At 68.6% G+C, this 23243-nt stretch carries 25 protein-coding genes and 1 pseudogene; 13 read left to right on the top strand and 13 right to left on the bottom strand.

Features of this window, described 5'->3' with window-relative positions:
- Nucleotides 1-183 precede the first annotated feature (183 nt).
- Nucleotides 184-513, top strand: a complete 330-nt coding sequence (locus tag Q7J39_RS18680) for a hypothetical protein (RefSeq protein WP_304828898.1) — start codon at nt 184-186, stop codon at nt 511-513.
- Nucleotides 514-594: 81 nt separating this feature from the next.
- A pseudogene (locus Q7J39_RS18675) lies at nt 595-786 on the top strand (transposase); the annotation flags it as partial.
- A 22-nt stretch (nt 787-808) separates the two neighbouring features.
- Here Q7J39_RS18675 and Q7J39_RS20920 read toward each other — a convergent pair.
- Nucleotides 809-1228: a GFA family protein gene (locus tag Q7J39_RS20920; RefSeq protein ID WP_370690107.1), complete on the bottom strand. Its 420-nt coding sequence runs from the start codon at nt 1226-1228 to the stop codon at nt 809-811.
- 384 nt (nt 1229-1612) lie between these two features.
- Between Q7J39_RS20920 and Q7J39_RS18670 the strand changes: the two genes are divergently transcribed.
- Nucleotides 1613-4192 (top strand): TonB-dependent receptor, encoded by a 2580-nt coding sequence (locus Q7J39_RS18670; RefSeq protein WP_304828895.1) that lies wholly within the window; start codon nt 1613-1615, stop codon nt 4190-4192.
- 294 nt (nt 4193-4486) lie between these two features.
- Here Q7J39_RS18670 and Q7J39_RS18665 read toward each other — a convergent pair whose 3' ends face one another.
- From Q7J39_RS18665 to phnF, 3 genes are read right to left on the bottom strand one after another with little or no spacing between them, the layout of a single operon-like run.
- Nucleotides 4487-5206: an endonuclease/exonuclease/phosphatase family protein gene (locus Q7J39_RS18665; RefSeq protein ID WP_304828892.1), complete on the bottom strand. Its 720-nt coding sequence runs from the start codon at nt 5204-5206 to the stop codon at nt 4487-4489.
- Between the two features lie 6 nt (nt 5207-5212).
- Nucleotides 5213-6343 (bottom strand): alpha-D-ribose 1-methylphosphonate 5-triphosphate diphosphatase, encoded by a 1131-nt coding sequence (locus tag Q7J39_RS18660; protein WP_304828889.1) that lies wholly within the window; start codon nt 6341-6343, stop codon nt 5213-5215.
- 23 nt (nt 6344-6366) lie between these two features.
- Nucleotides 6367-7074: a phosphonate metabolism transcriptional regulator PhnF gene (phnF, locus tag Q7J39_RS18655; protein ID WP_304828886.1), complete on the bottom strand. Its 708-nt coding sequence runs from the start codon at nt 7072-7074 to the stop codon at nt 6367-6369.
- Between the two features lie 166 nt (nt 7075-7240).
- Between phnF and phnG the strand changes: the two genes are divergently transcribed.
- Genes phnG through Q7J39_RS18615 form a run of 8 tightly spaced genes read left to right on the top strand, consistent with a single transcriptional unit; the run spans nt 7241 to nt 13700 of the window.
- On the top strand, nt 7241-7711 hold the full coding sequence (phnG, locus tag Q7J39_RS18650) for a phosphonate C-P lyase system protein PhnG (RefSeq protein WP_304828883.1): 471 nt from the start codon (nt 7241-7243) through the stop codon (nt 7709-7711).
- Complete coding sequence (phnH, locus tag Q7J39_RS18645; protein WP_304828880.1) at nt 7711-8325, top strand: phosphonate C-P lyase system protein PhnH; 615 nt, start codon at nt 7711-7713, stop codon at nt 8323-8325. The genes phnG and phnH overlap by 1 nt, the downstream gene beginning before the upstream one ends.
- A gap of 1 nt (nt 8326) precedes the next feature.
- Nucleotides 8327-9433: a carbon-phosphorus lyase complex subunit PhnI gene (locus Q7J39_RS18640; protein ID WP_304828877.1), complete on the top strand. Its 1107-nt coding sequence runs from the start codon at nt 8327-8329 to the stop codon at nt 9431-9433.
- Nucleotides 9430-10338 carry an alpha-D-ribose 1-methylphosphonate 5-phosphate C-P-lyase PhnJ gene (locus Q7J39_RS18635; RefSeq protein ID WP_304828874.1) on the top strand — a complete coding sequence of 303 codons (909 nt, stop codon included), beginning with the start codon at nt 9430-9432 and terminating at the stop codon, nt 10336-10338. The genes Q7J39_RS18640 and Q7J39_RS18635 overlap by 4 nt, the downstream gene beginning before the upstream one ends.
- Nucleotides 10338-11159: a phosphonate C-P lyase system protein PhnK gene (gene phnK, locus Q7J39_RS18630; protein ID WP_304828871.1), complete on the top strand. Its 822-nt coding sequence runs from the start codon at nt 10338-10340 to the stop codon at nt 11157-11159. The genes Q7J39_RS18635 and phnK overlap by 1 nt, the downstream gene beginning before the upstream one ends.
- Before the next feature lie 8 nt (nt 11160-11167).
- Nucleotides 11168-11872 carry a phosphonate C-P lyase system protein PhnL gene (gene phnL / locus Q7J39_RS18625; RefSeq protein ID WP_304828868.1) on the top strand — a complete coding sequence of 235 codons (705 nt, stop codon included), beginning with the start codon at nt 11168-11170 and terminating at the stop codon, nt 11870-11872.
- A 2-nt stretch (nt 11873-11874) separates the two neighbouring features.
- A complete protein-coding gene (locus Q7J39_RS18620; RefSeq protein WP_304828865.1) occupies nt 11875-13014 on the top strand; it encodes an alpha-D-ribose 1-methylphosphonate 5-triphosphate diphosphatase in 1140 nt (379 codons plus the stop codon).
- Nucleotides 13011-13700 carry a DUF1045 domain-containing protein gene (locus Q7J39_RS18615; protein WP_304828862.1) on the top strand — a complete coding sequence of 230 codons (690 nt, stop codon included), beginning with the start codon at nt 13011-13013 and terminating at the stop codon, nt 13698-13700. The genes Q7J39_RS18620 and Q7J39_RS18615 overlap by 4 nt, the downstream gene beginning before the upstream one ends.
- Nucleotide 13701: 1 nt before the next feature.
- Here the strand turns inward: Q7J39_RS18615 and phnN are convergent, their stop codons facing one another.
- The 3 genes from phnN to phnC are packed head-to-tail and all read right to left on the bottom strand — an operon-like array spanning nt 13702 to nt 15705.
- Nucleotides 13702-14235, bottom strand: coding sequence for a phosphonate metabolism protein/1,5-bisphosphokinase (PRPP-forming) PhnN (gene phnN, locus Q7J39_RS18610; RefSeq protein ID WP_304828859.1), 534 nt, complete (start codon nt 14233-14235; stop codon nt 13702-13704).
- A gap of 7 nt (nt 14236-14242) precedes the next feature.
- On the bottom strand, nt 14243-14932 hold the full coding sequence (locus Q7J39_RS18605) for a DapH/DapD/GlmU-related protein (RefSeq protein WP_304828856.1): 690 nt from the start codon (nt 14930-14932) through the stop codon (nt 14243-14245).
- Nucleotides 14932-15705, bottom strand: coding sequence for a phosphonate ABC transporter ATP-binding protein (phnC, locus tag Q7J39_RS18600; RefSeq protein WP_304828853.1), 774 nt, complete (start codon nt 15703-15705; stop codon nt 14932-14934). Before phnC ends, Q7J39_RS18605 begins: the two co-directional genes overlap by 1 nt.
- A gap of 156 nt (nt 15706-15861) precedes the next feature.
- On the opposite strand from phnC, the gene Q7J39_RS18595 reads away from it, so the two are divergent.
- On the top strand, nt 15862-16725 hold the full coding sequence (locus tag Q7J39_RS18595) for a PfkB family carbohydrate kinase (protein ID WP_304828850.1): 864 nt from the start codon (nt 15862-15864) through the stop codon (nt 16723-16725).
- Here the strand turns inward: Q7J39_RS18595 and phnE (Q7J39_RS18590) are convergent.
- From phnE (Q7J39_RS18590) to Q7J39_RS18565, 6 genes are all read right to left on the bottom strand, one after another.
- A complete protein-coding gene (gene phnE / locus Q7J39_RS18590) occupies nt 16706-17527 on the bottom strand; it encodes a phosphonate ABC transporter, permease protein PhnE (protein WP_304828847.1) in 822 nt (273 codons plus the stop codon). The genes Q7J39_RS18595 and phnE (Q7J39_RS18590) overlap by 20 nt on opposite strands.
- Nucleotides 17524-18402 (bottom strand): phosphonate ABC transporter, permease protein PhnE, encoded by an 879-nt coding sequence (phnE, locus tag Q7J39_RS18585; protein ID WP_304828844.1) that lies wholly within the window; start codon nt 18400-18402, stop codon nt 17524-17526. The genes phnE (Q7J39_RS18590) and phnE (Q7J39_RS18585) overlap by 4 nt, the downstream gene beginning before the upstream one ends.
- Nucleotides 18399-19247 carry a PhnD/SsuA/transferrin family substrate-binding protein gene (locus Q7J39_RS18580; RefSeq protein WP_304828841.1) on the bottom strand — a complete coding sequence of 283 codons (849 nt, stop codon included), beginning with the start codon at nt 19245-19247 and terminating at the stop codon, nt 18399-18401. The genes phnE (Q7J39_RS18585) and Q7J39_RS18580 overlap by 4 nt, the downstream gene beginning before the upstream one ends.
- Nucleotides 19244-20203: a phosphate/phosphite/phosphonate ABC transporter substrate-binding protein gene (phnD, locus tag Q7J39_RS18575; protein ID WP_304828838.1), complete on the bottom strand. Its 960-nt coding sequence runs from the start codon at nt 20201-20203 to the stop codon at nt 19244-19246. The genes Q7J39_RS18580 and phnD overlap by 4 nt, the downstream gene beginning before the upstream one ends.
- Nucleotides 20204-20432: 229 nt before the next feature.
- On the bottom strand, nt 20433-21056 hold the full coding sequence (locus tag Q7J39_RS18570; protein ID WP_304828836.1) for a TetR/AcrR family transcriptional regulator: 624 nt from the start codon (nt 21054-21056) through the stop codon (nt 20433-20435).
- Between the two features lie 116 nt (nt 21057-21172).
- Nucleotides 21173-21565: a hypothetical protein gene (locus Q7J39_RS18565; RefSeq protein ID WP_304828833.1), complete on the bottom strand. Its 393-nt coding sequence runs from the start codon at nt 21563-21565 to the stop codon at nt 21173-21175.
- 227 nt (nt 21566-21792) lie between these two features.
- Between Q7J39_RS18565 and Q7J39_RS18560 the strand changes: the two genes are divergently transcribed.
- Nucleotides 21793-23163, top strand: coding sequence for an FAD-binding oxidoreductase (locus Q7J39_RS18560; RefSeq protein WP_304828830.1), 1371 nt, complete (start codon nt 21793-21795; stop codon nt 23161-23163).
- Nucleotides 23164-23243: the final 80 nt, after the last annotated feature.

The following is a 23243-nucleotide window of genomic DNA, read 5'->3' as shown; positions in this document are numbered from 1 at the left end:
GGCGCGCGCCGCATGAACTGCACTCGCGCTGCGCCGTAGTCCCGGGCGTCCAGGGGGCATTGGCAGCCCGAATGCATCTGCCGGTAAGGGGGAGGGTTTAGGTGGGCGAAATGGCCCGTCAGAAAGACTCACGATCCGTTCCGCTGGTTCGACAGCTCGCCGGAGGTGATCCGGTTAGTAGTCATGATGTACGCCCGCCACCCGCTGTCCCTGCGCAACGTCGAGGACCTGCTGTTCGAGCGCGGCATCGACATCTGCCACGAGACGGTGCGGCTCTGGTGGAACCGGTTCGGCCTGATGTTCGCCGACGAGATCCGCCGCAAGCGGGTTCAGCAGATGCGAGCCCACACAGACTGGCGCTGGCGCCTCGACGAGGTCGACACCTCATCAGTCGAGACCTCCACCGGAAAGGGCGCTCAGCCGCCCAGGCTGAGTGGCGGGCCGTCATGGGCTATGGCCAGGGCTGGGTTGGGCGAATTGCGCCCGACCGGAGACAAGCTGACCCTGGACTGACAGCACCGCCAGATCGTTATCGGGACCACTTAAGAATGGGACTTTTCCCACTTGAGAGTGAGTCACATGGCATGTGCAGCGTGGCAGCGCGGCTCCAACGAAAACACCAACCGCCTTCTGCGCCAGTACCTGCCCCACGGGACCGACCTGTCTGTGCACAGCCAAGCCCAGCTCAGCGCCATCGCCCGCCAGCTCAACGAACGGCCCAGAAAGACCTTGCTCTACCGAACACCAGCAGAGACCTTCGCCGAGTATGTTGCAGCGATCAGTTGAGCCCACCACCCATCGCGGACACTCAGGAGAGCGAAGGTGGAGGGACAGGAGGCATATCATTGAATACTGCGCAGCCGTCGGGATACGTAATCCACGGCATGCCTTGCGCGCAGCGTACCGCAATGGTGGGAACCGGCAGCGTCGGATCGGCGAAGCAGCCTCCGGCAAAACCGGTCTGACCGGGCCTCCACGCTCCGAACGACCTCCAATAGATGGTTGAACCGCACTTCGAGCAGAACCAGCGTTTGCCGAAGCCTTCGAGAACCGCCAGCGGACCATCCACCCTCCTGACCTGTTCATCTTGGAAGTAGACCGACCACCCGAACGGGGCGCCCGTACGCCGTTTGCAATTGTCGCAGCTACAAAGCCCGCTGCTAACCGGCTCGCCCTCAACCTCAACTACGCACGCGCGACACGCACACTGGGCAGTCCGAATTGTCATGGCAGGTCCCGCTGGTTCATCAGATACCAACATCGTAAGCGCAGCAGCGGAAGCCCCAAACGAAGCGTCAGCCTGGGTCCGCTAACCACCCTCTCCGGCCGTCCGAACGGTCCGCTTCGTGGCGACGCGGCCAGTCTTAAGTAGTGGAGCCAACCTTCTGGGCCACTCCCACGTGGTGGAGCTAAGTTGGCGCTTTTCGCCAAAAGGTGGAATATCAACCAGCTGGACAGACCACTCTTAGGTGGTCCCGACAATCGTGGCGGCCCTCTGCGGGGCCGGCCGGGCTTTTCGACAAGTTGCGGAGCGATCACCAATGTTTCTCGCCAGCGTGACCTAACCGAATCGCGGCCCGCCTAGACCGACCCCCTCATCGGAGGGGTCAACATGAAATCTCGGCACAGTCATCGGCAAGCCGCGCTTTGCGGCGCGGCGCTATCAGTTCTGGTCATCGCCGTGTCAGGCGCTTCGTCGGCCTGGGCGGCGGAGGCGGCGGACGCCGAAAGCACGACCGCTCTGTCCGAGGTCGTCGTGACCGCCGAACGGCGCGCGACCGACGCGCAGAAGACCCCGATCTCGATTTCGGTCGTGAGCGAGCAGGCGATCGAAGACCGTCACATCTATTCACTGACCGACCTGAAGGACGGCTCCGCCCCCGGCCTGACGGTGACGCCCTTCGCCAGCCGCCCGTTCAGCATCATCCTCAACATCCGCGGCGTCGGCATCATGCAGGACACCAATCAGCCTGCGGCTGACTCAGGTATCGGCGTCTATCTCGACGGCGTCTATCTCGGCCGCCCGCAGGGTCTCGACGCCGGGCTGTACGACCTGCAAGCCATTGAAGTCCTGAAGGGACCGCAGGGCACGCTGTTCGGCCGCAACACCGAAGGCGGCGCGCTGAACATCACCACCAAGAAGCCCACCGGCGAGTTCGGCATGCAGATGGTGGGCGGCATCGGCAACTTCGGCAGCTATGAAAGCCAGTTCCACCTGAACCTGCCGGAGTATCGAGATTTCTCCGTCAAGTTGGACGGCATGATCCAGGCCCATGACGGCTATGTGAAGAACCCGATGCCCGGCCAGCGCGACTGGAATGAGGCTGCCCGCCGCGGCCTGCGTGCGCAGGTCCGCTGGACCCCGACGCCCAATTTCACCGCCGACTACGCCTTCGATATCAGCCACACCGAGGATACCACCATCTTCGGCTATACCCTGAAGGCCGCGAACAATGTGACGATCTCGCCGCTGTCTTCGGTCCCGACCCGCCGGATCGATGTCGCGCCGATCGGCGCGATCTTGCAGCCCAGCCTCGGCGACCAGTGGGGCCACGCCCTCACCCTGGCCTGGGACGTGGCGCCCTGGCTGACGTTGAAGTCGATCTCCGCCTACCGCGATCTCTACCAGGACCAGTATTCGCAACCCGGCACCACAGGTGTGCCGATAACGGCCAGCCTTGGCGCCGGGCAGAATTTCCAGCGTCTTTCCATCGCCCAGTTCGACCAGGATCAATACAGCGAGGAACTGCAGGCGATAGGCGAGGTCGGCCGCGTGAATTTCATCGTGGGCGGCATGTACTTCCACGAAAGCACGTCTGACCAGGCCCAGGCCTTCAACACCCTGCGTTGGGACACCAGTGGCATCGCCTCCGGCATCACGCCGGTCGTCTACACGCCATTTGGCAACTCGGTCCTGGGCCCGAACGCCTGCATCACAACGCCGGCCGCTTGCGCCACCAGCTACAACAACTTCTATGGACAGCCCGGCCAGACCACGCTGGTGAAGGGGCTCTACCCCAATATCGGTGTGGACCGCGCCAGCCAGGCCACCACGGAAAGCATCGGGATTTACGGCCAAGCCACCTGGACGCCGCCCATCTTCGAGGATCGCCTTCGCTTGACCGGCGGCCTGCGCTGGAATGAGGATCGCAAGCAGGGCGAGCTGCTGGTGGTCAACAACACCCTGCCTTATCTGCCCGACGCCACAGGTCAGCTGACAAATGTTCAGGGTGTGATCAAGCGCAGCGAGAGCTGGCGCCGCGTAAATCCCATGGTCAACGTCGCCTTCGATATCGCGCCGGACATATCGGTCTACGGCAAATGGAGCACCGGCTATCGTTCCGGCGGCTTCAATTCCCGCTCGATCACCTATTCTTCCTGGGACCCGGAAGATGTCTCGATGTTCGAGATCGGCCTGAAGAGCGAGTTCTTTGACAATCGCCTACGCTTCAACATCGCGGCCTATAAAGGTGACTACAAGGACGTTTATTACAACATCAGCGGCAACTACAATACCTTTGCCACCGACCCCAAGACCGGACAATTAGTTGTCGTGAGCGGCTCCACCCGCACGGTCGAAGACACCTACAACATGAAGGGCGTAGGCAAGGTTTCGGGCGTCGAAACCGAGTTCGATCTGGCGCCGTTTGAAGGTCTGACCATTTCGGGCAGCTATACCTATGCCGAAGTGACGATGCCGCTATTCACCGACCCTGTTCCACGCCCACAGATCAACGCCGCAGGTGTGGTGACCGGCTATGCCTTGAATACGCCGACGCTCTACCACCAGCTCTACACCCCGCAAAACCGGGTTACCGGCGCGATCAACTACCATCGGGAGATCTTTGACAACGCCACCCTCCGCCTTCACCTCGACGGCGCCTGGAACGATGGGCAATACAGCACAGCGAGCGACGTCAGCACGGGCACCAGGGACGCGAGCGGCAACACCATCTATCTCCCCCAGCTGAAGACCGAGACCGGCGCCATCTTCAACGGGCGCATTTCGATCACCGACATCCCCCTCGTCGATTCGGGCGCGAAGCTGAGCCTGGCCGTCTGGGCGCGCAACCTGTTCGACACCAACCTTCTGATCGGCCGCAGCGGCAGCTACATTCGGCCGTCCAGCAGCGTGACGGGGGCCTTCAACGATCCGCGCACCTACGGCGCCACGATCTCCGTCAAGTACTAAGAGGTAGGGACCGCGCCCGATCGTGCGCGGCCGAAAGGCCCAGGTTCCGCAGAATACGGACCTCGGATCCCATTGCGGCGGGCGCAGCAATCCCCCTTGCGCCCGCCGGCCACTTCTTCCCTCCGGCGGTTCACGAGCAGGAAAACGGGCCCTACGAAGTCGAAAGCTTCGGCCGCAAGTTCCTCTTCGGCGTCCGCGCCACCTTCTAAGATCCCCGCGACCGGGCGTCCTCCGCGGCGTCGGGTCGAATACTCCACGCTCCCGCATCCCGGTGCGGGAGCGTTTTTCTTTGGGTCAGACCAGATCCAGCCCGACGGCGGCGTGGTCGCTGGGGTACCAGCCCTCGGCGTCGGGGGTGTCGAGACCTCGGAGAGCGGCGGCCTCGCGCCAGGGACCCGGCCGGTGCAGCACGCAGTGGTCGATCGCCGCCAGGCCCACGGGCGCCTCGCCGACCCGCGCGCCCTGCAGGGTGGGTGGGCGCGGCCTGAGCCTCAGGGGCGCAAGGGCCGCGTCGGCGGCGCCTGCGTTGAGGTCACCGGCCACCACCAGTCCGCCCGCCAGCCCCTCCCCGGCCCAGGCCAGCGCCTGGGCGAGTTGCTGCGCGCGCAGCGCATCGGCCCTGCGCAGATGTGTCAGGTGCAGGTTGAGGATGCGCAACGGCCGACCCTCGACCTCCAGGTCCAGGCGTTGGGCGATGCGGTCGCCGTCGGCGGGATGGCTAGCCAGGTCGAGACGGTCGGCAAGGCCCTGCGCGCGGGCCAGGATCGCCAGGCCCGAGGTGCTGTCGAGGTCGCGGCCCTGTTGCGTGCGGACCTTGCGTCGAGACGGAGCCTGATGGGCGACGAGGCCGAGTTTCGACGCCAGCCAGCCGGCGGTGTCGAAACCTTCGGCGGCGAAGCACTCCTGCAGGCAGACGATGTCAGGCGCCAATTCCTGCAATCCGTCGCCCATCAGCTCCAGGCGGCGGAGATAGTGGCCCTCGTTCTTCCAGGTGTTGAGGGTGACGATGCGCACGGCGCCTCAGGCGGCGCGCTGACCCTCGACCCAGACGCCCCGCACCACCGGCAGGCCGCCGCGGGTGCTGACCCGGATCAGGTCGGCCCGGCGCCCGGTCGCGATGACGCCGCGGTCGTGGAGTTGGGCGGCCCGGGCCGGCGCCTGCGTCACCAGGGCGACGGCGCGCGCCAGGCTCCAGTTGAAGGGCGCCTCCGTGAGGGCGAAGGCGCACTCAATCAGGCTGCGGGGCACATAGTCGGAGGCGAAGGCGTCCAGCAGGTCAGCTTCAGCGAGCTCGGAGGCTGGGACATTTCCGGAGTAGGAGCCGCCGCGGATCAGGTTGGGCCCCCCCATCACCACGATCATGCCGCGTTCCTTGGCGCGGCGGGCGGCCTCGATGGTCACCGGAAATTCCGAGACCGTGGCGCCCAGGTCGGCGGCCTCGTCGACGTGCTCGACATCCTCGTCGTCATGGCTGGCCAGCGGGATGCCCCGCGCGCGGGCGAGCTCGGCCACCAGCCGGCGGTTGTTGGCCGCGTTGCGGCCCTGGCGGTCGTGGATGCCGGCCAGGCGCTCATCGATGTCCTGGGGGGACATTCCGTTCGCGGCCCAGTTGGCCAGGTGCTTCTCGATATTGCGGTACTGCCTCTGACCCGGCGTGTGGTCCATCAGCGAGAACAGCGAGGTCAGGGGATGGCTCGCCAGCTGTTCCAGCCGCGCCGGAAGGTCGTCGGCCGGAGTCTCGCAGCGCCAGTGCAGGCGATGGTCGCCTTTCAGCAGGCCGCCGTTGCGGGCGGTCAGCAGCCCCTCGGCCAGCCGGGGCAGGTTGTCGTGATTGCGCGCGACGGACGGGTTGAAGGTGCCGATGCTGAGGCTGTCAAACACCGTCGTCACCCCCACAGACAGGCAGCAGCCGTCATGGGTCACCGCCGCCGAGACTGGGTTCCAGTCGATGTTGGGACGCGGGAAGAAGTGCTTTTCCAGGTTGTCGGTGTGCAGGTCGATGACGCCGGGCATCAGGACGTCGCCGTCCAGGTCATCCCCCACCGAGCCGCCGCGATCGGCCGCGACGATCTGGCCATCGCGGATCAGCACCGAACCGAGGAAGCTGTCGTCGGCGGTGACGACCCGGGCGTTTTTAAAAGCGAACTCCACGAGGGAACCTTTCAGTCTGCGGATCAGGGCCGCTCTGGATCGGGGAAATCGATCACCACCTCGGTCGTGGAGCGGGAGATCCCGTACTCCAGGGGCCGACCCAGGCCGTCGATGTTGAGATAGCGGTGCACCAGCAGGGGCACGTGCCGCGGAATGCGCAGCTGCTCGGCCTCCTCGGCGGTGGGCAGCCTCGCGGAGATGGCGGTCCGCCGGCGGGTGTAGTCGGGGATGCCGGAGTCGATCAGGGTCTGGGTGATCGATCCCCGGCTCCGGTACATCTCGATGAAGGTCGGAAACCGGTCATGGCTGAAATGGTGCTGGCTGATGCCGGTGGGCTCGTCGTCGATGAACCGGCAGCGCTCCAGATAGATCACCGGCTGGCCGACCCGGATGCCGAGCTGGGCCGCGACCTTGGAGTCCGAGGCTCGCGTCGTCAGCTTCAGGGTCTCGGTGCGCGGAATGCGGCCCCGTTCGCGGACGTGATCGGAAAATCGCGGGCGCCGTTGCAACTGCATCGGAGCCGAGGGCCGACGGACATAGCTGCCCCGACCCTGGGTCGATTCCACGATGCCCTTTTCCTGCAGGTCGGAGAGCGCGCGGCGGACCGTATGGCGATTGACCATGAACTGTCGGGAGAGCTCGAATTCCGTCGGCAGCTTGTCGCCGGGCGTCAGCTCCCGCGCCAGAATCTGGCGTTCCAAGGACTGTGAGATCGTGCGCCAGAGGGCCATGACGACCTTCGTAGCAGCCACTCTTATCAGTCTTGCGACATCAAACTAGACAAGTTTTATTGACGTCAAAGAACCTTCATCATTGGATTGTTGCCGTAACACTTCTACTCACCTAACACTCGACTTAAGCGAATACAACAACCTGCTTATTTGTCGGAGATTATCGATGGCGGCCCAACCAGTTGTCGAGGCGGCGCCCGAGCGCCGGCGCTGGCTCTCGATCCTCGCCAAGGCGCAGCCGAAGGAGGTCATGGCGGCCTGGGACGGCCTGACCGCGCGACCCGAGTACCGCGCGCTTCGCAGCCCCGAGATCGGCATGGTCCTGGTGCGCGGCCGGATGGGCGGCACGGGCGACGCCTTCAATCTGGGCGAAATGACCGTGACCCGCGCCGCGGTGCGGCTCGAGAGTGGTGAGACCGGAATCGGCTACGTCGCCGGCCGCGACCGCAAGCACGCCGAGATCGCCGCGGCGGTGGACGCCATGATGCAATCGGCCGACCTGCGCCCCTCCGTCGAAGGCGCCGTGATCGCCAAGCTGGCCCGCACCCAGGACGAGCGCCGCGACACCGCCGCCCGCAAGGCCGCCGCCACCAAGGTCGACTTCTTCACCATGGTCCGCACCCGGAGCCCCGGCTGATGTCCGCCCTGCTCGATCTCGCCGATATCGCCCCGGCCTTTCCCGACCCCACCCGGGGCAGCCAGGCCGTCTTCCGCAAGGTGATGGAAGCCATGGCCCGGCCGGGCGTCATCCATGACCTCGGCTTCGCGCCCGACGCGCCCCAGGGCCTGGACCGCGCCGCGGGCGCCGTGGCGCTCACCCTGTTCGACTTCGAGACCCGCATCTGGCTCGATCCAAGCCTGCGGGGCGGGCTGGCCGAAGGTTGGATCCGGTTCCATTGCGGCCCGCCGCTGACCCAGGACCCGATGGCCGCCGCCTTCGCCCTGGTCACCGACCTGGCCTCGGCGCCGCCGGTCGCCGCCTTCAACATGGGCGACGCCAAGTATCCCGACCGCTCCACGACCCTGGTCATCCAGCTACCGTCCCTGGAGGGCGGACCGCAGGTCGTGCTCACCGGCCCCGGGATCAAGACGGAAATGCCGCTCTCCCTGGCCGGCCTGCCCGACGGCTTCTGGGCGCAGGTCCAGGCCAACCACGAACAATTCCAGTTCGGCGTCGACTTCATCTTCGTCGCCGGCGACCGCGTGACCGCGCTGCCGCGCTCGACGCGCATCACCATCAAGGGAGACTGACATGGCCTATGTGGCAGTTAAGGGCGGCGAGCGGGCGATCACCAACGCCCACCGCTGGCTCGCCGAGGATCGCCGCGGCGACGTCGCCATCCCGGAGATCGAGACCGATCAGATCCGCGAGCAGCTCTCGCTCTCCGTCGACCGGGTGATGAGCGAGGGGTCCTGCTATGACCGCGACCTCGCGGCCCTGGCGGTGAAACAGGCGCGCGGCGACCTGCCGGAAGCCATCTTCCTGACGCGGGCCTACCGCACCACCCTGCCCCGCTTCGGCGCCTCCCTGCCCCTGGAGACCGGGCAGATGGCCGTGCGTCGGCGCATCTCGGCGGCCTTCAAGGACATCCCTGGCGGCCAGGTGCTTGGCCCGACCTTCGACTACACTCACCGCCTGCTGGACTTCACCCTGGCCGCCAACGGCGAAACCCCGGTGGAGGGCGCCCTGGAGGCCGAGGAAGCCCAGGCCTATCCGATGGCCACCATCGCCTCGGTCTTCGCCCATGAGGACCTGCTGGAGCCCGACACCCAGACCGACGGGGCGCCCGCGCCCTTCGACCTGACGCGCGAGCCGATGGCCTTCCCGGCCGGCCGGGACCAGCGCCTGCAGGCGCTCGCCCGTGGCGACGAGGGCTTCCTGCTCAGCCTCGCCTACTCCTCGCAACGCGGCTGGGGCTCGACCCACCCGCTCTGCGCCGAGATCCGCCTGGGTGAGGTGGCCGTGGAGTTCATCCCCGACGAACTGGGCTTCGCCATCGAGATCGGCGACCTGACCCTGACCGAATGCCAGATGATCTCCACCTACGGCGGCGGCGTCGACACCGCCCCGCAGTTCGCCCGCGGCTACGGCCTGACCTTCGGCCACTGCGAGCGCAAGGCGATGTCCATGGCCATCGTCGACCGGGCCCTGCGGGACGCGGCCGCCGGTGAGGCTTCGGCCCCCTGCCAGGACGAGGAATTCGTCCTCTACCACTCCGACAATGTGGAGGCCTCCGGCTTCGTGCAGCACCTGAAACTGCCGCACTACGTCGACTTCCAGGCCGACCTGCAACTGATCCGCCGCCAGCGCCGCGACTATGCCGAGCGCGCCGCCGCGATGAAGGAAGCCGCCGAATGACCGCGCGTCCCAACGAGCCCGAGCGCTACTACAACTACGCCTACCTGGATGAGCAGACCAAGCGGATGATCCGCCGCGCGATCCTGAAGGCCCTGGCCATCCCCGGATACCAGGCGCCCTTCGGGTCCCGCGAGATGCCGGTGCCCTATGGCTGGGGCACGGGCGGTATCCAGCTGACCGCGGCGATCATCGGTCCTGACGATGTCTACAAGTGCATCGACCAGGGCGCCGACGACACCACCAACGCCGTTTCGATCCGCCGCTTCTTCGCCCAGGTGGCCGACGTGGCCACCACCGAGGAGACGGCCGAGGCGACCATCATCCAGACCCGCCACCGGATCCCGGAAAAGGGTCTCACCGAGGGCCAGGTCCTGGTCTTCCAGGTGCCGCAGCCCGAGCCGCTGCGCGGCCTGGAAGCCCGCGAGACCGAGACCCGCGCCATGCACGCCTATGAGGAATACGGGCTGCAGTACGTCTCGCTCTACGAGAGCGTCGCGGCCCACGGCTACATCGCCTCGACGGTGGGTTATCCCACCATGATCGAGGAGCGCTACCTGATGAGCCCCTCGCCCATCCCCAAGTTCGACAATCCCAAGCTGGGCCAGAACCCGGCCATCCTGCTGTTCGGCGCCGGGCGCGAGAAGCGCATCTACGCCGTGCCGCCCTACACCAATGTCCGCAGCCTGGACTTCGAGGATCACCCCTTCGAGACCCAGACCTGGGAAGAGGACTGCGCGCTGTGCGGCGCGCAGGAGAGCTATCTCGACGAGGTGGTCCTGGATGACTCCGGCGAGCGGATGTTCGTCTGCTCCGACAGCAACTTCTGCGCCGAACGCCGCGCCGCCGGCCACGCCGGGCCCATGGCGGGCCACCAACTCGCCGCCCTCGACAAGGAGCCGGCGTGATGGATGCCGCTGTACTCACCAAACCCCACCCGACCTCGGGCATGACCCAGGCCGCCCCGCTGCTGCGGGTCTCCAACCTCACCAAGTCGTACGGACATGTCGTCGGCTGCCGAGACGTCTCCTTCGAGCTGCGGCCCGGCGAAGTCCTGGGCATCGTGGGCGAGAGCGGCTCTGGCAAGACCACCCTGCTGAACGCCATCTCGGGCAAGCTGCCGCCCTCGGCCGGCAAGGTGGAGTTCGACACCAGCCGCTTTGGCCTGACCGACATCTACGGGCTGAACGAGCCGGACCGCCGCCGCATGCAGCGCGAGGAATGGGGCTTCGTGCACCAGAACCCCCGCGACGGCCTGCGCATGCGGGTTTCCGGCGGCGCCAATGTCGCCGAGCCGCTGATGAACCTGGGCGACCGGCACTATGGCCGGATGCGCGCGGCCACCATCGAGTGGCTGGAGCGCGTGGAGCTGGACACCCGCCGCATCGACGACAAGCCGCGCAACTTCTCCGGCGGCATGCAGCAACGGATCCAGGTGGCGCGCAACCTGATCCACGGCCCGCGCCTGGTGTTCATGGACGAGCCCACCGGCGGCCTCGACGTCTCGGTCCAGGCCCGCCTGCTGGACCTGCTGCGCGAGCTGGTCCGTGACCTCGGCCTGGCGGTGATCATCGTCACCCACGACATGGCCGTCGCCCGCCTGATGGCCGACCGGCTGCTCGTCATGAAGAGCGGCTTCGTGGTGGAGACCGGCCTCACCGACCAGGTGCTGGACGATCCCCAGCATCCCTACACCCAGCTCCTCGTCTCCTCCGTCCTGCAGATCTAGGTCACACCATGAGCACGCTTCCCCTCATCGTCGTCGAGGACCTGGCCAAGACCTTCGTCCTGCACAACGCCGACTCCGCCGCCATCCCGGTCTTCGAGCGCCTGAGCCTGGAGGTATCGCCCGGCGAGTGCGTCGTCCTGGCCGGCGAGTCCGGGGTCGGCAAGTCCACCCTGATGCGCTCCATCTACGGCAACTACCTGCCGACCCAAGGCTCCGTCCGCGTCCTGCACGACGGCGTCTATGTGGACATCACTCAGGCCCTGCCGCACCAGGTCCTGGACGTGCGCCGCCGCACCCTGGGCTATGTCAGCCAGTTCCTGCGGGTGATCCCGCGGATCTCCACCCTGCAGCTGGTGATGGAGCCGCTGCTGGAAAACGGTGTCAGTTCGGAAGAAGCCCAGGCGCGGGCCGAGACCCTGCTCTCGGCCCTGCGCCTGCCCCGCGCCCACTGGGATCTGCCGCCGGCCACCTTCTCTGGCGGCGAGCAGCAGCGGGTGAACATCGCCCGCAGCTTCATCCGCAACTACCCGGTGATGCTGCTCGACGAACCCACCGCCTCCCTGGACGCTGAGAACCGCGCCATCGTGGTGACCCTGATCCAGGAAGCCCTGGGCCGTGGCGCGGCGATGATCGGCATCTTCCACGACCATGACGTCCGCGACGCCGTGGCCACCCGGCTGTTCGGGGTGTCTGAGTTCAAGGCGGCGGCCTAGCCATGGAACAGCGGATCTTCTCGCAGAACATCGTCACGCCCCACGGTCTGGTGCGGGGCGAAGTCGTGGTGAGCGGCGAGGTCATGCTCGCCGTCGAGCCGCGCGACGGGCCCTCCGCCGGCGCCCTGGATTGGGGGGTCGACTGGCTCATCCCGGGCCTGGTGGATATCCACACCGACAACCTGGAAAAGCACTACCAGCCCCGCCCGGGCGCCCTGTGGGACGCCTATGGCGCGGCGCTCGCCCATGACGGGCAGTGCGCCGCCGCCGGGATCACCACGGTGCTGGACTCCCTCAGCCTGCACGGGCGCAAGGAAGGTCTCGACCGCAAGGAGGCCCTGGGTCCGATGATCGCCGGGATGGACAGCGCCCAGGCCGACGGCGCCCTGCGCGCCGAGCACCTGCTGCACCTGCGCTGCGAGGTGACCAATCCCGAGCTGCTCACCTTGCTGGAGCCGCACGCCGACAATCCTCGGCTGAAGCTGCTGTCGGTGATGGACCACACGCCCGGCCAGCGGCAGACCGCCAATGTCGAGGCCCTGGAGACCCGCATGGTGGCCGCCGGCCGCAGCGAGGCGGAGATCGACGAGATGCTGGCCAGGCGGCATGCCGGCCGTGATCCCGGCGTCGCCCAGTCCAACCGCCGCAGCGTGGTGGCCTTCGCCCGCGAATACGGGGTGCCGATCTGCGCCCACGATGACGCCACCCTGGAGCATGTGGAGGAGGCCCGCGACGACGGCTGCGTCATCGCCGAGTTCCCGGTGACCCTGGAGGCGGCGCTGAAGTCCAAGGCCTACGGCATGGCGATCTGCATGGGCGGCCCGAACTTCGTGCGCGGCGGCTCGCACTCTGGCAACCTGTCGGCCCGTGAGTGCGCGCAACACGACGTGCTCGACATCCTGGCCTCGGACTATGTGCCCCTCTCAATGCTCCGCTCCGCCTTCATGCTGATCGACGATATGGGCTGGACGCCGCAGAAGGCGCTGGCCACCGTCGCCGGCGCCCCGGCCCGCAGCCTCGGCCTCAATGACCGTGGCGAGATCGCGCCGGGTCAGCGCGCCGACCTCGTCCGGGTCGCGCGGCGCAGCGCCGGATGGCCGGTCCCCACCGAGGTCTGGCTCAAGGGCCGACGGACCGCATGACCGCGCGCTACGCGATCTACTACGCGCCCCGTCCAGGCGCCCGACTCTGGGACAAGGCCTCCGCCTGGCTGGGGTTTGACGCCTATGCGGGCGCGCCTCTGACCCGCCGCCCCCTGCCCGGCCTGGACGCCTTGGACCTGGACGCCCTGACGGCGGACCCTCGCGGCTACGGCTTCCACGGCACCCTCAAGGCGCCCTTTGAGCTCGCGGCTGGCCGCAGCGAGGCGGAGTTGCTGGCCGCGGTCGGCCAGCGGGCGGCGGGGCTGGTTCCCTTCGAGGTCCCGATCGCGCCCGCCGCCCTTGGCCGGTTCCTGGCCTTCCAGCTCCAGCGGCCCTCGCCGGAGATGCAGGCCCTGCACGCGCTCTGCGTACGCGACTTCGACGCCTTCCGGGCGCCGCTGTCCGACGCCGACCTGGCGCGCCGCCGCAAGGCCCCGCTGACCCCAGAGCAGGACGCGCGCCTGGTGGAATGGGGCTATCCCCATGTCTTCGAGGACTTCCGCTTCCACATGACCCTCACCGGGTCCATCCGCGATGACGCCGTCCGGACCCGCGTCCTGGCCGTGCTGCAGGATCACTTCGCCGAGGAGACCGGCGCGCACCTCTTCGACGGTGTCGCGGTCTTCAAGCAGGACGACCGCCAGGCGCCGTTCAAAATCCTGGAACGCTTGGACTTCGGCGCCTGAGTTAGCGTTCGAGGGCCGCGAGGAAGCGGGCCACGCCCTCCTCCGGCGTCCCCTCATTGCGCACCATCACCACATCGTCGCCCTCGACAGCGAAGGCTTCGGCGCGCGCCAGGCGTTGGGTGATGTCCTCGGCGCTCTCGCGGCCCCGCTGCGCAAGCCGCCGAGCCAGGATCTCCGGATCGGCGGTCACCACCAGCACGCGCAGGGCGCCGAAGCGGGTCCGCGCCTCGTCCAGCACCGCGCGGGAGACATTGACCACCACCGTGCGGCCGAGCGCCAGGTCATCGGCGATGTCGGCCGGGATTCCATAGGCCAGGCCGTGGGCGCGCCAAGTCAGGGCATAGCCGCCAGAGGCCTCCCGCGCGTCGAACTGGACCTCATCGACCGGAAGGTGGTCCTCGCCCCCGGCCTCCGCGGGCCGGGTGATCTCGCGGCGGGGAAAGATGAAGGCGCCATCGCCCGCCAGCGCCGCGCGGGCGCCGTCGAGCAGGGTGTCCTTGCCGGCGCCCGAGGGACCGACCACGAGCACGAGCATGCCGGCCTCAGGCGTACTTCTCGACGAACGCGTCCGCATCGAGGGCGCGGAAGTCGTCGACGGCGTCGGCAAGGCGCTCATGGCTCCAGTCCCACCAGGAAATGGCCAGCAGACCATCCTGCACGGGCTTGGGGAAGCGTTCCCGGATCGGTTTGGAGGGCACGCCGCCGACGATGGTGAAGGCTGGCACGTCCTTGGACACCACAGCCCCCGCGCCCACCACCGAGCCGGTGCCGATGCTGACGCCCGGCAGGACCGTGGCGCCGTGGCCGATCCAGACATCATGGCCCAGGGTGACCGTGTGCGACCGCCGCCATTCGAAGAAGTCGTGATCGTCTTCCTCGCCCAGTTCGTAGGATCGGGTGCGGTAGGTGAAGTGGTGCAGCGCGGCCTTCCAGGTCGGATGGTTGCCGGGGTTGAGCCGTGCGTCCCGCGCAATCGAGCAGAACTTCCCGATCTCCGCATAGGCCGCTGAGGCGTCGTTGACGATGTAGCTGTAGGCGCCCATCGAGACCTCGGAAAAGCTGGTGCGGGCCCCGACCCGGGTCCAGGGGCCCAGGATCGAGTCGTGCACCTGGGCGTCCTTGTGCACCGCCGGCGCGGCGCTCTCGCGCGGCGCGGCCGGCTCTTCGTGAACATAGCGGTCGAAATAAAGGTAGCCGGGCTCGAGCGGCCGATCGGCCAGACGCAAACTCATCAAGCGGCCGCCACGACGCTGAAGGGTTCGGGAGCGCTGGTGCGCCCGCCATAGACGCGATCCAGAACCGCCGGGGTGAGCGCGCTCGGCGGACCGTCGAACACCACGGCGCCCTTGGCCATGGCGATCACCCGGGTGCAATAGCGCCGCGCGATGTCCAGGCTGTGCAGGTTGACGATCACCGGCACATTCCGCTCACGGCAGATCTTCTGCAGGGCCTCCATCACCACCTCGGCGTTGACCGGGTCGAGGGAGGCCACCGGTTCGTCAGCCAGGACCAGGTCGGGCTCCTGCAACATGGCGCGCGCGATGGCGACCCGCTGCTGCTGCCCGCCCGACAGGGTGCCGGCCCGTTGCAGGGCGGCGCCGGCCATGTCCAGGGCGTCGAGCTCGAGGATGGCCCGGGCCCGATCGGCGGCGGGGAAGAACTTGATCAGCGAGCTCATCAGGGGACGCTCCCCCACCACGCCCACCAGGACGTTGGTGATCACGTCCAGCCGCGGGCTGAGATTGAACTGCTGGAAGATCATGGCGCACCGCCGGCGCCACTTGCGCAGGGCGGGGCCCTTCAGCTGGCTGACGTCATCGCCGTCCCAGGTGATCTTGCCCTCACTCGGGTCGCTGAGGCGGTTGATGAGGCGCAGCAGGGTCGACTTGCCGGCCCCCGACCGGCCGATGATCCCCACCAACTCCCCTCGCTTGCAGGAAAACGACACGCTGTTCACCGCCAGGGTGTCGCCGAAGCGCTTGCTGACGCCATGCAGTTCGAGCATCGGACCTCCAGGGACTGACCTATCCGCAGACGCTAGCCGCGCGCCGTGACCCCGACGTGACGGCGCGGCGATGGCGCACTGGACCAAGCGGCGATTTGTCGGCGTCGCATCGGCGTCACCGCGTCACGTTATGGTCTCTGGATCGCGGAGGGTCTGATGGCCGATTTCCTGGTGATCGGCGCCCTGGCGCTGGACCGGCCGGTGCGGCTGAGCGGGCCTTTGGAGCCCGGCGGCCGTCTGCTGGGCACGAGCCTGGACGGCGCCTTGGCCGGACGGCTGGGGGGCGGGGCGGCGAACGCCGGCGTCGCGCTGGCGCGCGCGGGCCACCACGTCGCGGTCGGCGGCGTCGTGGCGGCCGACGCCGATGGCGACGCCTGCCTGGCCCTGGTCCGGGCCGCCGGCCTGGACACCCGCCATGTCATTCGCAGGGACGGCGTCAGCCGCACCACCCTGATCCTGATCGAGCCCGGGGGTGAGCGCCTGGTCCTGGGCCTCGATGTCGAGCCGGCCAAGCCGCCGACCCTGCCGCCGCCCAAGCCCGACGCGGCGTTCGACGGGCTCTACGTCCGCGCGCCCTATCCCGGCGCGGAGGCCTGGGCGGCGGCCTGCACGGGCCCCGTGGTGGCCCATTGGCCGGCGGGCGGGTTCACCGGCCCCTGCGACGTCCTGGTGGCCTCGATGGACGACTGCGACGCGGCGACCCTGGCCGACCCCTTCGCCGCCGGACGGGCCCAGGTGGGCGAGCGGCTGAGCTGGATGGTCCTGACCCGAGGCGGTCACGGCGTCACGGCCCATGACGGCCGGCGCGTCCTGCGGGCCACGCCGCGGCTGGCCACGGTGGTGGACGCCACCGGCGCCGGGGACTGCTTCGCCGCCGGTCTGCTGGAGGCGCTGACGGCCGGTGCGGACATGCAGGCGGCGCTGGCCCACGGCTGCGCCTGGGGGACCGTGGCCGTCGGCCTCGACGCCTCGGCGCCGTTGGACGGCGTGTTTCCAGCCTTCAGGCCAGCCGCTTCCTGAGCTGCTGCGAGAGGGTGTCGAGGGCCGCGACGCAGATCATGTAGAGGCCGATGATGAAGACCACCTGGTCGAAGGCGAAGATGCGGATGCGCTCTTCCAGCTCGAACCCGATCCCGCCAGCCCCGACGATGCCCAGCACCGCGGCGTTGCGGAAATTGCTCTCCAGGAAGAACAGCACCTGGCTCGCCATGATCGGCGTCACCTGCGGCGCGAGGCCGTAGCGCAGCACCATCAGGGGTGAGGCCCCAGCCGCGCGGACGCCGTCCAGGGGCCTTTCGTCGCCGTTCTCGATCGCCTCGGAGAACAGCTTGGCCAGGCTCGGCACATCGGCGAGCGCCAGGGCGATCACGCCGCCGAAGGGACCAAGCCCGAAGGCCGAGACCAGGATCAGGGCCCAGACCAGGGCCGGGACGCCCCGGAACCAGTCCAGCACCCGGCGGAAGGCGAAGTGCAGCACAGGCTGCCCCACCACCGTCTTGGCGCCCAGAATGCCCAATGGCACAGCGGCGATCGCAGCCAGCACCGTGCCGGCGAAGGCCATGGCGAAGGTCTCGGCCAGGGCCTTGAGAATGCGGGGCAGATCGCCGCCGTCGCTGGGGGGGAAGGCTCCGGCGGCAAGCTGGCCGAACTTGTCCATCCCGGCGAGCATGGCCTCGGGCGCCAGCTTCAGGTCGACGCACATGGCCACGAAGGCGGCGACCCCCAGCAGGACCAGGCCCATGCGCCGCAGACGCGCGGTCCCGCTGGCGCGCATGGCTTGCGGCGCGAGCAGCAGGGCGCGGGCGTGATTCTCGCGGGTCATCGCGCTTCCCCCAGGCCGATCAGGCGGTGGCGAATGGCTTCGGACGCCATGTCGATCAGGAAGATCATGCCGACGATCAGCAGCAGGATCGCCAGGTAGGTGTCGAATTCGGTGTAGGTGATGGCCCGCTGCAGCTCGATGCCGATGCCGCCCGCCCCCACGATGCCCAGGGCCGCGGCGCCGCCCAGGTTCCCCTCCAGCCGAATGAGGGCGTAGGAGGCGTAGTTGGGCAGGACCTGGGGGATCACCCCGTAGCGGATCTTGCGGATGAGCCCGGTGCCCGACGCCTCCATGGCTTCGAGCTGCCGCGCGTCGACCTCCTCGTTGATCTCGGCGAACAGCTTCCCCAGCCCTCCCATGGTGGAGATGGCCAGGGTGATGACCCCGGCCAGCGGGCCGACCCCGAAGGCGGCCACCAGCAGCAGCGCCAGGACCAGGTCCGGCAGGGTCCGGATCGCCTCGAGCGTGCGCCGCACAGCGAAGCGCACGGCGGCGATGGGCATCAGGTTGCGCGCGCAGAGGAAGGAGGCCAGCAGGCCGCCGATCGCCCCGAGAACCGTGGCCACGATGGCCATCTCCACGGTCTGCCACCCCAGCTTCAGCCAGACCGGCAGGTCATAGAACCACCAGGCCAGGGAGCCGGTCGTGCGGCGATCTTCCAGCAGGGCGTCGCCCTTCAGGTCGGGGACCATCCGGGTGAGGAAGTCCCCGATGCGGCCGAGGGGATCGCCGCCGATATCGGAGGAGAAGAACTGGCTGCGCTGGAACGAGAGCAGCAGGACGGCCGAGAAGATCAACAGGCCGACCAGGGTCTCCCGGCGCTGGCGGCGAAGGGTTCGCCGCCGCAGCACCTCGAACTCCGCCACGGCCGTCATCGGGTGGCCACCAGGGCCAGGGCCTCGGTGGGTTCAAATTCGGCGGCCTTGGGCGCCCAGGACGAGGCCCAGCTGAAGGCGACCCTGTTCTCCAGGTACATGGGCATATGGATGCCGATAAGGCGGTAGCGAGTCTCGTCGGCGATGTCCTTCCGCACCACGATGGCTTGCGTGGCCTGGGGGCGCGCCCTCAGCAGGACCGTGAGGTCCTTGCAAAGCGGCTTGGCCTTGGGGTCGTCGGGCATGCAGAGCCGCTGCCAGGCCGCGGCGTGGAGGACCATGGCGTCAGCCTCCCCGGACCGCAGCTTGCCGAGCGCGTCTTCCGCGTCGGCCGCCGCCAGTTCGGCCTTGAAGACATCGGCGCCAAACCCCCGGTCGGCAAGGACCCGGCTGGGCAGGGCTCGGGCGGCCGGCGTCGATCCGCCGAAGGCCAGGGTCTTGCCCCGCAGATCCTCCAGCCGCTTTACAGGACCCGCAGCCGGCGCCGCCACGACGACCGGAATGCGGTTCAGGCCGCCCTCGGGACGGATCGTGAGGATGGCGCGGGTCGCGCCCGCCACCGGGGCGAAGCTCACCCGATCGAGCAGGGCCATGTCGAGGCTGCCGGCCGCCAGCGCCGCGGCCGCGGCCGCCTGATCGGCCACGGGACACTTCAACACCTTCACGTCGAGCCGCTTGGCGAGATGATCGTAATAGGCCTTCTCGCCAGGCGCCGCCGTGGCGTCGAGCGGCGCGCAGGGGCCCGGCGTCGGGGTGACGGCCGCGATGCGCAGGCTGGAGGCGGGCGCCTTGGCTGTCGCGGCAACGAGGACGATGGCGGAGACCGCCAGCAGGATCTTCCTCATGGCCGACCTCCCTGGCCACGCCGCTGCGCGATATCGGCGGCGCGCAGGGCGATGACGTCCTTGTAGTGTTCGCGGGTGACCGAGGTGTAGGCCGAGCCGTCGAGCTGCCCGATGTCCACCCAGAGGTCCGGCTCGTCATAGGGCAGCGCGCCCATGGCGCCGCGAACGGTGTCGATCAGCGGCTGCGGCCGGTCGGTGCGCACCACGAAGGCCTCGCTGGGAATGGGCCCGGCGGTCCAGATGATGCGGAAGTCCTTGAGGTCCACCAGCTTGCGCCGGGCCATGGTGTGCAGCGCGCCGCGGCTGAAGCCATTGACCGGGTCGCCCCCGCTGGCCTGCAGGATCGTGGCGTCGAACTGGCCGTTGGCCAGGGCCATCACCGCCTGGGTATGGCCGCCGGCGAAGGAGATCTTGCCGAAATAGGTGTCCGGGTCGATGCCCTCATCGCGCAGCCTGGCGCGGGGCACGAGGTACCCGGAGGTGGAATTGAAATCCACATAGCCCAGGGACCGGCCCTTCATGTCCGCCAGGGTGCGGATCGGACTGTCAGCGCGGACGACGATGGCCGAATAGTAGCCTGTGCCCCCCTCCGCCTGACGGAGCGTCAGGATCGGGGCTGCGAGCGGGCCAATCTGAGCGTCGACATTGGCGTAGCCGCCGCCGGCCATCTGGGCCAGATCGACCTGGCCGGAGGACAAGGCCTGGATCACGCCGTTATAGTCGGAGCTTTCGTACAGCTTGACCGGCAGGCCGATGGCCTCGCTCAGGCGCGCCCGGTAGACGCTGCGCCGCTTGACGATCCTGGGGTCGTCATTGCTGCCGCTGACGGCCATGCGGATTTCCTTGATCCCGCTGCGCCAGTCGCCGGAGACGACCTTCTGCTTCTCACCGCATCCGCCCAGGACGGCGAGCAGGCCAACGGCCGCCGCGGCTGAAAACCAAGCTGATCGATCCATCGCGCACCATCACCCTCGGCTCCGGCGGCCGGAGCGACGGCGCTTAGCGTTGCCCTCGCGCGATGTCGTCGCCGTGACGGGCTTGTGACGATCTTCCTTCGCCGCCGGAACTTGTCAGGTTGCGGACGACTCGCACCGCGGAGCCGCCCTGGTCTAACGCGCAGGGACGTCGACCTCCGACGGGCCCACCGCCAGGCCGCCTCATTCATAGGCGCCCGATTGGAAGGCTCTAGTCGAGGACCTGCGCGGCGGGCTTCAACAGATCCAACAGGCGGCGGGCCTCGGCATGGCGCGCGCCGCCCCGGGCCATGCCCTCCAGCAGGCAGAGGCTAAGGCCGTAGAGCCCCGGCCCAAGGATGGGCGATCGATGGAGAGCGGTCGCCCCAGCCTCGGCCCGGTCCGGCTGGCCTCCGGCAGCGGCCAGTCGGGCGCGCAGCCCCACGTCCGTGCGCGCGCAGCACTCCAGCTCGGCGAGGGCCACGAAGGGGGTCTCCTGCAACAGGGCCCAATAGGCCTCAATGGCCAAGGCGGGATGGTCCTCGAGGGACCCGCCCATCACCGCCATCATCCGCTCGGCCTTCAGACGGTGCAGGTGACCGACGAGGGCGTCGGCCAGGGAATTCTGGTCAGGGAAATGATAGTTGATCGCCGTGCGGACGAGGCCCGCGGCCTGCGCGATCCGCTGGTGTGTCGCGGCGTGATAGCCCTCGTCGGCGACCACGGCCATGGCGGCGTCCAGGATCCGCCCGCGGGTTGCGTCGCCCTTGCTGGAACGCCGGACGGCCTTGACCGCGCGTCTCGGCTGCGAGGGCGATGTCCTACGCGGTCGCGGGCGTTCCTGTTCGATCCACATACGCCCTCAGGCTCCGAGATGAGCGCCAAGGCGGGCCTGGCGAAGGGGGCTTCGGGGGCGCCGAAGACTCCGGGCGCGAACCCCAGCCGAACGGCAGGGGCGCCGCCCGGCGAGGGCTATCGCGCCGAGAGCACGATCCTCGTCGAAACCTGGGCGAAGTCGCCGCCCGCCAGACGATTATGCTTCAGGATGGCGCGGTAGCGGGTCATGGCCTTGTCGGCGGAGGCCGTGCTGCACCAGTCGAGATAGAAGACCTCCAGCTCGTGGTTGAGGTAGGCGTTGCGGCAGACCCGGCTGGCGGCCCGGCGGACCTCCTGGCGCACGACCCTGGCATCCTTGCCGCGAATGATGATGGCCTCGTGGGTGGGGGCCCTGGTGACGGTGACGCTCGACAGTTCCTGGGCCTGGGCGGGCGGCGCGGTGGCCAGGATGGCGACGCTGGCCAGCAGGGTGGACGCCAGGACTGCAAGGCTGCGGGTCGGGGCCGCGGGGGAACGGGTTGCGGGCATGTGGCCCTCCTTTGATGACACCCCCAGCCTAGGCCAGACATCGCTCCCCGCCTTTGCCGGCCATCAACGGCGGCCTTGATGTCTGCCGGAGGGTGCGACAGCCCCGCATCGACCCGCGCCGCCGCATGTCGCACCCCCGCCCACCGACGTGGCGCGGCGGTTTGATCCCGATCATTCGGACCAGGCCCCTGGGGGAGGAAACTGCCGCCCAAACCCCTGGAGGCGGAATGGAAAGCTTGCTGGCCGACCTTGAGGCGCTGTTGGGCGTCGAGCATGTGCTGACCGGCGCGGCGGCGACCGGATGGGCCTTCAGTCCCTGGACCCGGCTGGGCGCGCCGCGGGCGATCCTGCGGCCCGTCACAACTCAGGAGGTGTCAGGGATCCTGCGCCTGGCCCACGCCGCCGGCGCGGCCGTCGTCCCCTGGGGCGGGCGCACCGGCCTGGTGGACGGCGCCTTCGCCGAGGACGCCCTGGCCCTCAGCCTCGACCGCATGGCCGCCATCGAGGAGATCGATCCGGTCGGCGCCACCATGACCGTTCAGGCCGGCTGCGTGCTGGAGACCGCCTGCATGGCCGCGACGGCGCAGGATCTGTTCCTGCCGGTGGACCTCGGCGCGAGGGGCTCGGCCACCATCGGCGGGGTGATCTCCACCAACGCCGGGGGCAACCGGGTGCTGCGCTACGGCATGACGCGGGAGTCGGTCCTGGGGCTGGAGGCGGTGCTGGCCGACGGGACGGTGATCTCCTCCCTCAACCACCTGATCAAGAACAACGCCGGCTATGACCTCAAGCAGCTGTTCATCGGATCGGAGGGCACCCTGGGAATCGTGACCCGCGCGGTGTTCCGCCTGCGGCCGCGGCCCGTGTCGCAGCAGACCGCCTGGCTGGCGGTGGACCGGTTCGAGGCGCTTTCGCCCCTGCTGCGGTCGCTGGAATCGTCCCTGGCCGGATCGCTGTCGGCCTTCGAGGTCATGTGGCCGGCCTTCTACGACCTGGTGACCACCCCGCCGGCTGCGGGTCGTCCGATCCTGCCGCCGGGCCACGCCTACTACGTTCTGGTGGAGGCCCTCGGCCCGGACCTGGCTCGCGATGCGGAGCGGTTCGAGCAGGTGCTGACCGACGCCCTGGAGAACGGTCTGGTAGCCGACGCGGCCATCGCCAAGTCCCAGGCCGAGCGGGACCGCATGTGGGCCCTGCGGGACGACGTGGCCCAGACCGCGCGCAACGGCCCGATCATCACCTTCGACGTCAGCCTGCCGATCGCCGCGATGGAGGCCTATGTGGCGGAGGTGCGCGGGGCCCTGGCCGCCCGCTGGCCCCAGGCGGGGATGACCGTCTTCGGCCACCTGGGCGACGGCAACCTGCACCTGATCATCGGCGTCACCGAGCCGGACGCCCGCCCGGAGATTGAGGAGATGGTCTACGGACCTCTGCGCGCCCGCGCCGGGTCGATCTCCGCGGAGCACGGGATCGGCCTGCAGAAACGCCCCTACCTCGCCTATTCCCGCAACCCTGAGGAGCTCACCCTGATGGCCTTGCTGAAGACGGCCCTGGACCCGCGGGGCATCCTCAATCCCGGCAAGGTCCTCCCGGCTTGATGATCGGCAAAGCCTGACTTGAGCAAGATCGGCGGGTGCGGCGGCGATCACCCGGTTCCCCGCGCCGCAGGGCGTGACGC

Origin of the sequence: Phenylobacterium sp. (assembly GCF_030651185.1) — a bacterium.
Classification (GTDB): Bacteria; Pseudomonadota; Alphaproteobacteria; order Caulobacterales; family Caulobacteraceae; genus Phenylobacterium.
This window is presented reverse-complemented; position numbering and strand designations above follow the sequence as displayed.

Bases quoted from the DNA above. Each gene is read 5' to 3' on its own strand.
- Q7J39_RS18680 (WP_304828898.1), top strand. From the start codon at position 184: ATGATGTACGCCCGCCACCCGCTGTCCCTGCGCAACGTCGAGGACCTG.
- Q7J39_RS20920 (WP_370690107.1), bottom strand. From the start codon at position 1,228: ATGACAATTCGGACTGCCCAGTGTGCGTGTCGCGCGTGCGTAGTTGAG.
- Q7J39_RS18670 (WP_304828895.1), top strand. From the start codon at position 1,613: ATGAAATCTCGGCACAGTCATCGGCAAGCCGCGCTTTGCGGCGCGGCG.
- phnF (WP_304828886.1), bottom strand. From the start codon at position 7,074: ATGGCCCTCTGGCGCACGATCTCACAGTCCTTGGAACGCCAGATTCTG.
- phnG (WP_304828883.1), top strand. From the start codon at position 7,241: ATGGCGGCCCAACCAGTTGTCGAGGCGGCGCCCGAGCGCCGGCGCTGG.
- phnH (WP_304828880.1), top strand. From the start codon at position 7,711: ATGTCCGCCCTGCTCGATCTCGCCGATATCGCCCCGGCCTTTCCCGAC.
- Q7J39_RS18640 (WP_304828877.1), top strand. From the start codon at position 8,327: ATGGCCTATGTGGCAGTTAAGGGCGGCGAGCGGGCGATCACCAACGCC.
- Q7J39_RS18635 (WP_304828874.1), top strand. From the start codon at position 9,430: ATGACCGCGCGTCCCAACGAGCCCGAGCGCTACTACAACTACGCCTAC.
- phnK (WP_304828871.1), top strand. From the start codon at position 10,338: ATGGATGCCGCTGTACTCACCAAACCCCACCCGACCTCGGGCATGACC.
- phnL (WP_304828868.1), top strand. From the start codon at position 11,168: ATGAGCACGCTTCCCCTCATCGTCGTCGAGGACCTGGCCAAGACCTTC.
- Q7J39_RS18620 (WP_304828865.1), top strand. From the start codon at position 11,875: ATGGAACAGCGGATCTTCTCGCAGAACATCGTCACGCCCCACGGTCTG.
- Q7J39_RS18615 (WP_304828862.1), top strand. From the start codon at position 13,011: ATGACCGCGCGCTACGCGATCTACTACGCGCCCCGTCCAGGCGCCCGA.
- phnN (WP_304828859.1), bottom strand. From the start codon at position 14,235: ATGCTCGTGCTCGTGGTCGGTCCCTCGGGCGCCGGCAAGGACACCCTG.
- Q7J39_RS18605 (WP_304828856.1), bottom strand. From the start codon at position 14,932: ATGAGTTTGCGTCTGGCCGATCGGCCGCTCGAGCCCGGCTACCTTTAT.
- phnC (WP_304828853.1), bottom strand. From the start codon at position 15,705: ATGCTCGAACTGCATGGCGTCAGCAAGCGCTTCGGCGACACCCTGGCG.
- Q7J39_RS18595 (WP_304828850.1), top strand. From the start codon at position 15,862: ATGGCCGATTTCCTGGTGATCGGCGCCCTGGCGCTGGACCGGCCGGTG.
- phnE (WP_304828847.1), bottom strand. From the start codon at position 17,527: ATGACCCGCGAGAATCACGCCCGCGCCCTGCTGCTCGCGCCGCAAGCC.
- phnE (WP_304828844.1), bottom strand. From the start codon at position 18,402: ATGACGGCCGTGGCGGAGTTCGAGGTGCTGCGGCGGCGAACCCTTCGC.
- Q7J39_RS18580 (WP_304828841.1), bottom strand. From the start codon at position 19,247: ATGAGGAAGATCCTGCTGGCGGTCTCCGCCATCGTCCTCGTTGCCGCG.
- phnD (WP_304828838.1), bottom strand. From the start codon at position 20,203: ATGGATCGATCAGCTTGGTTTTCAGCCGCGGCGGCCGTTGGCCTGCTC.
- Q7J39_RS18570 (WP_304828836.1), bottom strand. From the start codon at position 21,056: ATGTGGATCGAACAGGAACGCCCGCGACCGCGTAGGACATCGCCCTCG.
- Q7J39_RS18565 (WP_304828833.1), bottom strand. From the start codon at position 21,565: ATGCCCGCAACCCGTTCCCCCGCGGCCCCGACCCGCAGCCTTGCAGTC.
- Q7J39_RS18560 (WP_304828830.1), top strand. From the start codon at position 21,793: ATGGAAAGCTTGCTGGCCGACCTTGAGGCGCTGTTGGGCGTCGAGCAT.